The sequence below is a fragment of the Bacillus sanguinis genome (genome assembly GCF_018332475.1).
GTDB classification, from domain to species: domain Bacteria; phylum Bacillota; class Bacilli; order Bacillales; family Bacillaceae_G; genus Bacillus_A; species Bacillus_A sanguinis.
Window position 1 is genome coordinate 1 of sequence record NZ_BOQB01000205.1, and the last position, 11,009, is coordinate 11,009.

An 11,009-nucleotide genomic window follows, 5' to 3' on the forward strand; every position below is an offset into this window, starting at 1 on the left:
ATATATTATAGCAGAAATACTACGAGAAAGATGCGACATTCTTTTGAATATTTATTCGTTCAAGAAAAAAGCGATCCTTTTAAAAAAGGATCGCTTTTCCTTAATAAAATCAAAACAAATTTTCGCCTCAAATTGTATGACGGTAATCTCCTTTCTCCTTTTTTGTATTTTATTGTATAAAGTCATGAAATGGATACTATTTTATAAACGATAGCTAAAGATTGAATCTATACTCTGCACCGTTCGCTCAAGTATTGATAAAAAATTTCCTATTATATATGTATACTTCCCTTTTTGCTTTCACTTTTCTTCTGTTTCATATAAATCCCGCATAATTAACTTAATAGGCGTATAGGTACAGTTTGGTTGGGTATATCTTTTTATCTATATTAAGAAATACCATTTTATTTTTTTAAATTTAGGTCAAGTAGCAAGTGATATTTTACCAATCTTATACACTTAAGGATTTTGTAAGAATCAAGTAAGAAAAACGAGAACTTTGTTTCGTATAGTCAAAATATGAAGTAAAGAAAGAGAGATTAAGAGTTACTAGAACGATTACCACAAAACCAGAATTGTTGGTTTTAGATGAACATATCAATGGTTTAGACGTTTTTACAACAGAACCTTAATTTATCATACCTGTTTTTTACTATCACATATTGGAGGTTAAAACATGAATAAAAAAAAGAAAATACAAAAATCAATACTTTCCTTTACCCTGCTCTTTTCTTTAGGCATTTCATCTTTTCCGCTTCCAACAGCTATTCGTGCAGATACACGTGAGGCACAATCTGTAGAAAAGAAACGAGTCTCTTTAACGGAGCGTACATTATTATTCCTTGAATATCTCCAGCAAGGTAAGTATGCAGAGGCACTTCAGTTGACGTCTGCTGCTTTTCAATCCAAGTTTACAGCAAACACATTCCAAAACTGGTGGACACAAAGTGGCTGGAGCGGAATAAAAAGCATGGGATCCCCCGTGATAAAAGAACGAAACTTAGTCCATCAGACGGTGGAAATTTCAGGAACTACCCAAGGAACTACCATACCGTTACTCCTTAAATTCACACCTGGCGGGAAAGTAGATGAAATTGGGGTAAGGACGCCTCCGGAATCTTATATTATCCCGCATCCTTCATATGATCAACCTACTTCCTATCAAGAACGTGAAATCGTCATTGGAAATTCTACCTATCCGTTACCAGCCACTTTAACCGTTCCGAAACATAAGCCTGGTGAAAAGGTACCCGTAGTTGTTCTTGTTCATGGTGCTGGCATCCATGATCGCGATAGCACATATCTGGGAACAAAAATCTTACGAGACCTTGCGGTAGGCCTTTCGTCCAACGGAATTGCAGTGTTGCGCTATGAAAAACGCACCTTAGAACACGCATTAAAGATGAGTGCAGAACCTGTTACGTTAGACCGTGATACTACAGATGATGCCATATATGCAGCAAAATCAGCAGCACAGCAGGAAGGCATTGATCCAAATAACATTTTCATTCTTGGTCATAGTCTAGGAGCTGGCGCAATGCCGCGTATACTGAGCAAATCTCCTTCCTCCCTTGTTAGAGGAAGTATCTTACTCGCACCACCTGCACGCCCTTTGACTGACATTGCCATTGATCAGAATCAATACCTAGGGGCACCAAAAGAAGTAATCGATGAACTAAAAAGACAAGTCGCTTTTATCCAGGATCCTACTTTCAATCCTGACCACCCTCCAGCTGGCTACAATTTCGGGTCACCTCATTTTATGTATGATGTTTCTAGGTGGCGTCCAGTTGAAGAGGCAAGATTACGAAAAGAGCCTCTACTGATTCTTCAAGGTGCACGCGATCATCAAGTAACAGTAAAAAATGAATATACCAAATGGCAGGAAGGGCTTTCAAACCGCAGGAATGTTCAGTTCAATGAATACCCAAAATTGAATCATTTCTTCACGGAGGGTGATGGGGAATTAAGTCTTCCTAGTGAATATGAAATCCCTGCTAATGTTCCTGAGTACGTCATCCAGGACATTATTAAATGGGTCAACGAGACAAAAAAATAAGAAACATCAAAATCCTTCATATCATCATTATTGCTTGAAGGATTTTTTAAAACTAGTGATTTTATCTAAATCATTCTCTTCTGTTTTATTCAATAACAGTAATAAAAAAGGGTCAGACACAAAAACAGGATGTGGAGAAGACTTTCTCCACATCCTAAAAATACTTATCTTTGCAAACCTCGTTTATATCGACTTGCTTCAAATATAATACGCTCTTCATCTAACGTTTTACATTCGCCATTCCAAACGACACGTTTTCCGTTAATAATTACATCACTTATATCTTTTCCACTAGCCGCATATACAAGGTGCGACAACACTTCATCCGCTGGTTGTAAATGCGGCTTATTAGACGGGTCAATCGTAATAAAATCAGCACATTTTCCAGCTTCAAGTGATCCTGTTTGTTTCATGCCAATTACTTCAGCAGCTCCTTTAGTCGCAAGAGACAGAGCTGTTTCAACTGGTAATGCTGTTGCGTCTTGATGAATACCTTTTTGTAATAATGCTGCTATACGCATTTCTTCAAACATATCTAAATTGTTGTTAGATGCCACACTATCTGTTGCAATACCTACTTTCACTCCCGCTTCTAGCATCGCTTTTACATTCGCTATACCAGAGCCTAGTTTTAAATTACTATTTGGATTATGAGCTACTCGAACATCATTTTCTGCTAAAAATGCACGCTCATCGTCATTTAATACTACACCGTGTGCAATAACTGTTGGTCGTTTAAACAACCCGCAACTTGCCGCATATTCTACTGGACGTTTTCCATACTGCGCTTCAATATCACGTACTTCACGCTCTGTTTCCGAAAGGTGAATATGAACCATCGTTTGATTTTCTACTGCAATACGTGCACACTCTTCTAACAGTTCTGTACTACATGTATATGGACTATGCGGTGCAACCATCGTAGTTAACATACCACTTTCGTTATAATAACGCTTCACATATTTCTCAGCTTCTTCAATTGCTTTCTTTTCATCTTCTTTCGTTCCAAAGCTAAATAAAGTTCTTGAAACAGCAGCTCGCATTCCGCTTCTTGATACCGTTTCCATAATTGCATCTTGATCTACTCCAATTGGATTAAACATATCAGAGAATGATGTTGTACCACTTTTCACCATTTCAAGTAATCCTAGTTCCGTACTAGCAACCGCAAGTTCTGGAGTAAATTGACTTTCAAGTGGCCAAATTCTCGTCTCAAGCCATGGTTGTAATAACATATCATCACCAATACCTCTTAAGAGACTCATGACAACGTGTGTATGTGTATTGACAAGCCCTGGTAAAACCCACTTTCCTTTCATGTCAATTACTTCATCTACTTCAAAATCATTAGCGAATTCTCCGCTCTTCACATCTATAATTTGATCATTTTCTACAATGATATATCCATTTTCTATCACTTCATTTTGTTCATTCATCGTTACGATTGTAGCGTTTACATAAGTTGTTTTCAAAAGTATTTCCCCTTTCAACTCTATGAAGTTCCCTTTAATAAGTTACCACCATTATAGTAACTTATTAAAGATTAAGAGTCAAAAGATAATTTCAATTCTTTCATTATCTTTTCCTTCAAAATGCTATATTGTTTTTCATTTGTATCTGCAAACGCTTCTTCCCGATTTGATTCCACATCCAAATAATTCAGGTTTTTGTTGAATTGAGACTCTGTAAAATCAAACCTATGTCCATTTATACAGTTATAAAAGTGCCACTCCTCTCCAACTTTTGTCTTTTTGATTTTCCCTCCGTTTATATCTTGAACGACTATAGTTGTTACACCACACTGTCCCTTTGCTCGATTTTCACTTGTCCACTTTGAACTCGTTTCAATAGACCAAGATTTCATGAGTGCTTCATATATTCTTTTTCCCTTTATATGATCCATTCTCAGCTTCTCCTACTATTAATAGTTTTACACATCATATTTCAAAAGGGGCAGTAATCGGCCCTTAAAAACCGTTGATGGTGTCTCTCCTATTAACTTCGCTCCCATCTTCAAGTAAAACCCTTTTGCATTTGGATCACTATCAATTGTAAAGCTTTTTATTCCTAGTTCATTTGCTTGCTCTATTACAAACTTCCACATTATTTTCCCATACCCCTTTCCTTTGTAACGAGGATGAATGTATAAGAAATCGAGAGCTTTATCGTTACGTAAAAATGAGAAAAACCCAATCTTCATATTATCGTTTTCTAAAACATATACAAAATTATTACTTATGTACTCTTCTGTAATTGTTAAATCTTCCTTACAAGCAAGTATGAATTCTTCACTATAGTCCCACGTTGCTTTTGAATGTAGTGTGAGTTCACTTAATTCATTTCCTTCACTTAGTAACGCTTTTCTTATCTTCATGATTCTTTCTCCTCACCTTCAATACGTAACCTATTAAAATGATTCGAAAAAATAATTTAAAAAACCTCTTATTTCCGTAAATAAGAGATTACTTTTATAATTCTTCAGCATAGGTAACAATTTATTAAAAGAAACAGAACGCCATTCCTAAAAATTGGCGTTCTGTTTCTTTTAACTTTTATGGCATATTATATTAAAAATCATTTTTACACTTCTATACAGTTTCTACTACCTCTTCAAGCATTGTTCCATTTTTAGCATAATTCGTATGCCAAGAAAAAGCTTTTTCTAAAACATGAGGAGTTTGTCCACCTCTTGTTTTTGCTTCTTCGTAATAAGCTCTTAGCTGGTCACGATACATTGGATGTACGCAATTCTCAATAATGAGTTCCACTCTTTCTCTTGGCGCTAGCCCTCTTAAGTCCGCATATCCTTGTTCAGTGACGATAACATCTACATCGTGTTCCGTATGGTCTACATGTGAAACGAAAGGAATGATACTTGAAATGTTACCACCTTTTGCTATCGATTTCGTAACAAAGATAGCTAGACGTGCATTTCTCGCAAAATCACCAGAACCACCAATACCATTCATCATTTTTGTGCCTAAAACGTGAGTAGAGTTAACATTTCCGTATATATCTAATTCTAAAGCAGTATTAATCGAGATCAATCCGAGGCGGCGAATGATTTCAGGGTGATTAGAAATCTCTTGCGGGCGCATCATTAATTTGTCACGATATTTTTCAAAGTTAGAAAATACTTGTTGCATTTTCTCTTCAGAAAGCGTAATCGAGCAGCATGAAGCAAAATTGACTTTTCCAGCATCCATAAGATCAAAGACCGCATCCTGTAAAACTTCAGAATACACTTCTAAATCTTCAAATTCCGAATCTAACATTCCATGAAGAACTGCATTAGCTACTGAGCCAATTCCCGATTGTAACGGTGCTAAACGATTTGTTAATCGGCCTACTTCGACTTCTTTTCGAAGGAACTCTATTAAATACTGTGCCATAATAACAGTTTCTTCATCCGGAGGAACAATTGTCGATGGTGAGTCTAGTTGGTTCGTAAACACAATCCCTTTCACCTTTTCAACATCGATTGGAATGCCAATCGTTCCAATTCGATCATCCGTTTTCACAATCGGAATTGGAAGCCTTTCTCCTTGCTTACCTGGTTCATATAAATCATGCAGTCCTTCTAACTGCGCGGATTGGGCCATATTCATTTCAATAATGATGGACTTAGCATTTAAAGAAAACGCTAAAGAATTTCCTATTGAAGTTGTTGGAATAATCATGCCATCTTCAGTAATCGCAACCGCTTCCAAAATAGCAAAATCTACATCCATAACGTCAGCACGGAGTAACTCTGCTGTATGAGATAAATGCTGGTCCACAAATAAAAAATCTCCGTTATTAATTCCTTTGCGCATAGTCGCATCAGCTTGGAAAGGCAATCTTTTCCCTAAAATTCCTGCTTCCGCAAATAATTTATCTACATCAGAACCTAAAGAAGCACCAGTAAATACATTTACTTTAAAAGATGTATCATTCTTAACTCGGTTTACAAGCGCAAATGGGACTGCTTTTACATCACCTGCACGTGTAAACCCACTTAAGCCTAAAGTCATTCCACTTTCAATCCATGAAGCTGCTTCCTCAGGTGTAACTACGCGATCTTTCAGACGTTGATCCCTAATTCTATCCAAATTATTCTCCATATGTAATCCCTCTCCCTGTGAATATTCATAATTATTTTACACTTTAACAGTATCCAAATAAGGATTTCAGTATACAATGGCAAAAATTCAGATAAAACAGCGAATCTAGTCTCTAAAGCAGAATAATTTAGAATCCTAGAAGCTTACGAAAATAACTAGCGTATGATTGACTAACTGGTACCCTCTCTCCGTTGTCCATCGAAAGTACAAAAGTAGAATGCGTATCAGGATAAATCGCTTTAATATGATTTACATTTACAATAAAGGAACGGTGGCATCTAATAAACGAATCTTTCGGAAGCAAGTATTCGAATTCTTGTAGCGAGTATTTATGTGTTCCTGTTAACTCTTCTGCATTCACATATGTCTTTTTATCTTTCGCCTCTAAATACATGACCTTTGAAAAAGGAACCGGAACCCAGCCGTCCGTTGTTTTTAAAGTAACGACTGACTTTCCATCCGTTAAAGCTGGATAAATGGCCGTCACGCAGCCTTCAAGCTTCCCATCATTTGAAAATGGTACGGCCATTCCATGATAAGGAATACCAAAAACATCTCGGTTAATAAACTCAGAAGCTTTTTGCTTCGTTATCATTGCTTTATGCGCAATCGTTCCTTCTTTTATAGGATCCCCGGCGCTAATCTTTAAATCAATTCGTTTACTTGGCCGATAATAAATATATTCTTTCGTATTCGATACAGCAATTGAAATTTCATCTGAAAATAATTCCCCAACAACATCTAGTAATATCCCCAATGTTTTATCTTCCATTCTATTAACACCTCATTCACTATTATACTACTATTATGAATAGGTATCTGTTGCCCAGTATAAAAAGTTTGATTAGAAATTCATCTAAAAATCTCGCATCTACTATTACTCCATTACCTAAAAAACCTTACTTCTAAAAAGTGAGGTTTCCTATCATGCAATATTTCTTTACTTTTTCACTGATTCTAATAACTTCTTAACAAAATGAATAGAATGATGTGAAGCAGAAACACAATTATCTTCAAACACTTCTATGCCAGACGCTTCTTCTGTATCTGTTATTGATCTCACTGCTAAAAACGGAATTGTATTTGCATAACAGACGTGAGCTATACTTGCAGTTTCCATATCTACACAAAGAGGATTGTATTTAGAAATTATTTCTGTACGACCACTCTCACTTATAAACGCTTCTCCAGTAACTATTTTTCCAAAATATACATTTTGAGTAAATTGATTGTTCTCGATCACTTCACGGCTCAATTCCAGAAGTGTATTATCCGTTTTAAAGTATACACTTTCCATCCATGGATGATATTCAGTTAATATCCCTTCATCAACATCATGATATGCTATTTCAGTTGAAATGACTGTATCTCCAATTTTCAATACTTTATCAATCGCTCCTGCAACACCTGTTACAATAATATGTGTCACATTAAACTTATCTACTAATATTTGAGCTGCAATAGCTGCGTTAACTTTACATACACCACAATATAATGCAACAACTTCCACATTTTCATATTTCCCACTATAAAACGTTAACATCGCAAGGTTCGTTATTTCCTTATTAGTCATCTCTTCAATAAACGGCATAATTTCATCTTCTGATGGACCAATAATTCCAAATTTCATATATTCATCTCCTTGAAACTGTTTCTATATTTTTTTGAAGAAAATCTCCAAAAATTCTTTGTCTTTATCTCTAACAAATTTATAAATACAAGCCCAAACTACAAACGGTTTGGGCTTAGCTTTCTCATCTATTATGCGCATCTAACCACGAAATCAAATCTTTAAATACTTCATCTCTATTCACTTCATGGAACATTTCATGTCTTCCATTTTCATATAAACGTAGTGTCACGTCTTTCACACCACATTTTTTATAGTTTTCGTATACTTCTTTTACACCTTTCCCCATATCTCCAACAGGATCATGGTCTCCAGAGAATATATGTATCGGAAGGTTTTTTGGCGTTTTCTTGTATTCTTCTAGTTTATTTACTTCTAATACACCAGAAAATAGTTCTCGATAAAAACTCGTCGTACAAATGAATCCACATAACGGATCTGCAATATACTTATCAACTTGATTATTATCTGAAGATAACCAATCAAAACTTGTACGATTCGGTTTAAAGTTTGAATTAAAGTTTCCGAAAGATAAAAAGTTTAACATCGGACTTTTCGTTTTTGCCCCGCGTAATTTCATTTCAATTGTTGCTACTTTATGCCCGACAACTCCTAAAAACCCTGGATTGCCACCAGTTCCTGAAATAAGAAATCCATCATATAACTCGCCTCTAAGCTGCACAGCACGTCGTGATAGGAAAGATCCCATACTATGACCTAGTAAAAACAATGGGCATGATTGCTCTTCTTTTATCATTTCCGAGACAAAGATTACATCAGACACAACCTGATTCCATCCTATATCCGGTTCAAAATGACCATAGTCTTCTTCTCTTTTTACTGTTTTCCCATGACCTTTATGATCATGCGCATACACACCATACCCTGCTTCTAATAACGCATCAATAAAGTCTGTATAAACACCTGCATGTTCTGTCATGCCGTGTGCAATTTGAATAATCCCTTTCGGTTCACATTCCGGTAACCACTTGCGTAAATAAATTTCTGATCCATCCAATGCCGTAACGAAACTTTCCTTTACGTTCATTTCGTCAGCCCCCAACTCTATTATGTATCTCAAAAATGAATATACATTCATTATTCTTATTATGTATTATATGCAATTGCTTTCATTATGACAAATTCCTTACTTTTCCGATTAGCTGCCAAACTATTATGTTGACGAACAACCAATAAAATTATATAGTAACTTACATAAAGTAATTATTATATTTTTTGGGAGGTTTCTATTATGATGCCATCATTATTTTTAGCACACGGATCACCGATGCTTGCTATTCAAGATACAGACTATACAAGGTTTTTAAAAACACTTGGAGAAACATATAAACCGAAAGCGATTGTTATTTTCACTGCTCATTGGGAAAGTGAAGCATTAACGATTTCTTCATCAGATAACGAATATGAAACAATTTATGATTTTGGAGGTTTTCCTCCTGAGTTATACGAAATCAAATATCGTGCGAAAGGTTCTTCTAACATTGCATCTATGTTAGAAACAAAATTTAAAAACAAAGGTATTCCAGTCCATCATAATATGACGAGAGGTTTAGATCATGGCTCATGGACTCTTCTGCACCGCATGTATCCAGAAGCAAATATTCCTGTCGTCCAAATTTCAGTCAATCCATTCCTTCCTGCAAAAGAGCAATTTAAAATTGGAGAAGCACTTAAAGGGCTTGGACAAGAAGATATTTTAATAATCGGTAGCGGTGTTACTGTTCATAACTTACGAGCTTTGAAATGGAATCAAACGACACCCGAACAATGGGCAATTGAATTTGATGATTGGATTATTAAACATATGCAGACTACTGATAAAGATGCATTATTTAATTGGGAGAACAATGCCCCTCATGCACAATTAGCAGTACCAAGAGCAGAGCATTTTGTTCCTTTATTTATCGCTATGGGAAGCGGTGAAAATAACGGCGAAGTCATTCACCGCAGTTATGAGATGGGTACATTAAGTTATCTTTGTCTTCAATTTTAAAGAAAAGGATGAAGCAATCGTTGCTTCATCCTTTTCTTTTTCATTCACTTAGTTAACTAACTTCCAAATGTCGTTTCTCTGATACCTCTTCGTTCTTATTATGAAAATAAACCCAAATGCACGCAATAAATAATAGTGATGATGTAGAGAAGAAAACATATTGGAAGCCCGCATGTGCTGCAATTTGTCCACCAAGTACTGGTCCAATCATATTTCCTAAAAACTGAAACGATTGATTATATCCAAATATTCGTCCCGTTACATGGGTTGGTGTATGTTGTTTTAGTAGAGTTTGTACAGAAGGTAATAATCCTGCTTGTGCGATACCTAATAAAAATCGAAGAATTAATAGTTGCCAAGCTGAGGTTACAAATGCTTGCGGGATAAAAATAATTCCTGCAGCAAACAACGCTACAACTAACGTTTTTTGAGGACCAATTTGATCTGATAATCTACCTAGCTTAGGAGCTGCCATAATAATAGCTAAACCTGTCGCAGACATGACTGCACCTGCAATCATTTCAATATGAGCTGTTCCTGGGCCTTCTAAATTCTTTACATACAATGTAATAATAGGTTGAATTGACATGTTCGCAAGTTGAATAATAAATGTTGTTACAAATAAACTAATAATTAAATGCTTTGCTGGAACCATCGTCCATACTTTTTTCGGTTGTACTTTTTTTGCTTGAGCGGAGTGATTCTCTTCATGTAGGAAGAAAAAAACGATGAGAAAAGAAAGGAATAAAAAAGCTCCTGTAACAAGAAAAACATGGCGCATTCCAATTAACTCAGACAAATATCCTCCAAGTAACGGGCCAAGTAAAGAACCGCTCACGCCCCCAGTTGAAATTGTGGAAATTGCCCAACCTGAATGCTCTTTCGGAGTTTCTGCTGCAATAAATGTCATCGCCGTTGAAAGGAAACCAGATACTGCTCCCATTAAAAATCTTAGTGCGACTAGTTGATACACATCCGTTACAAACCCCATAAGCGTCATAATAATCGCCATACCAAGGCTCGCACGAATAAGCATCAATTTCCGTCCATGTATATCACCAAGCTTTCCCCATATTGGTGATACGATCGCACCCATTAAAAATGTTACACCAAATGCAAGTCCCGACCACTGTGCAATACTTGAAGTGCCAGTTACTCCTAATTCCTCAATATAAAAAGATAAAAAAGGAATTACTAAACTCA

10 protein-coding genes are annotated in these 11,009 nt (G+C 36.0%); 2 read left to right on the forward strand and 8 right to left on the reverse strand.

The window, feature by feature from the left end; translation table 11 throughout:
- Window positions 1-676: 676 nt before the first annotated feature.
- Window positions 677-2,059 carry an alpha/beta hydrolase family protein gene (locus KI369_RS20710; RefSeq protein WP_212957225.1) on the forward strand — a complete coding sequence of 461 codons (1,383 nt, stop codon included), beginning with the start codon at window positions 677-679 and terminating at the stop codon, window positions 2,057-2,059.
- A gap of 164 nt (window positions 2,060-2,223) precedes the next feature.
- Here the strand turns inward: KI369_RS20710 and KI369_RS20715 are convergent, their stop codons facing one another.
- The 7 genes from KI369_RS20715 to KI369_RS20745 all read right to left on the reverse strand — a co-directional run bounded on the left by KI369_RS20715 (window position 2,224) and on the right by KI369_RS20745 (window position 8,840).
- Entirely contained in the window at window positions 2,224-3,549 is a 1,326-nt protein-coding gene (locus KI369_RS20715; RefSeq protein WP_212957226.1) for a bifunctional S-methyl-5'-thioadenosine deaminase/S-adenosylhomocysteine deaminase, read from the reverse strand.
- Between the two features lie 53 nt (window positions 3,550-3,602).
- Entirely contained in the window at window positions 3,603-3,962 is a 360-nt protein-coding gene (locus KI369_RS20720) for a YunG family protein (RefSeq protein ID WP_212957227.1), read from the reverse strand.
- A 27-nt stretch (window positions 3,963-3,989) separates the two neighbouring features.
- Window positions 3,990-4,433 carry a GNAT family N-acetyltransferase gene (locus tag KI369_RS20725; protein ID WP_212957228.1) on the reverse strand — a complete coding sequence of 148 codons (444 nt, stop codon included), beginning with the start codon at window positions 4,431-4,433 and terminating at the stop codon, window positions 3,990-3,992.
- Window positions 4,434-4,647: 214 nt separating this feature from the next.
- Window positions 4,648-6,162, reverse strand: coding sequence for a succinyl-CoA:acetate CoA-transferase ScpC (gene scpC / locus KI369_RS20730; protein ID WP_212957229.1), 1,515 nt, complete (start codon window positions 6,160-6,162; stop codon window positions 4,648-4,650).
- Window positions 6,163-6,289: 127 nt separating this feature from the next.
- Window positions 6,290-6,934 carry a LytTR family DNA-binding domain-containing protein gene (locus KI369_RS20735; protein WP_212957230.1) on the reverse strand — a complete coding sequence of 215 codons (645 nt, stop codon included), beginning with the start codon at window positions 6,932-6,934 and terminating at the stop codon, window positions 6,290-6,292.
- A 168-nt stretch (window positions 6,935-7,102) separates the two neighbouring features.
- On the reverse strand, window positions 7,103-7,792 hold the full coding sequence (locus KI369_RS20740; protein WP_212957231.1) for a 5'-methylthioadenosine/adenosylhomocysteine nucleosidase: 690 nt from the start codon (window positions 7,790-7,792) through the stop codon (window positions 7,103-7,105).
- A gap of 124 nt (window positions 7,793-7,916) precedes the next feature.
- Window positions 7,917-8,840 carry an alpha/beta hydrolase gene (locus tag KI369_RS20745; protein WP_212957232.1) on the reverse strand — a complete coding sequence of 308 codons (924 nt, stop codon included), beginning with the start codon at window positions 8,838-8,840 and terminating at the stop codon, window positions 7,917-7,919.
- A 204-nt stretch (window positions 8,841-9,044) separates the two neighbouring features.
- Between KI369_RS20745 and KI369_RS20750 the strand changes: the two genes are divergently transcribed.
- Window positions 9,045-9,806: a DODA-type extradiol aromatic ring-opening family dioxygenase gene (locus KI369_RS20750; RefSeq protein ID WP_212957233.1), complete on the forward strand. Its 762-nt coding sequence runs from the start codon at window positions 9,045-9,047 to the stop codon at window positions 9,804-9,806.
- Window positions 9,807-9,858: 52 nt separating this feature from the next.
- Here KI369_RS20750 and KI369_RS20755 read toward each other — a convergent pair.
- Window positions 9,859-11,009, reverse strand: a 1,151-nt coding sequence (locus tag KI369_RS20755) for a multidrug efflux MFS transporter (RefSeq protein WP_212957234.1), incomplete at its 5' end; no start/stop codon positions are given.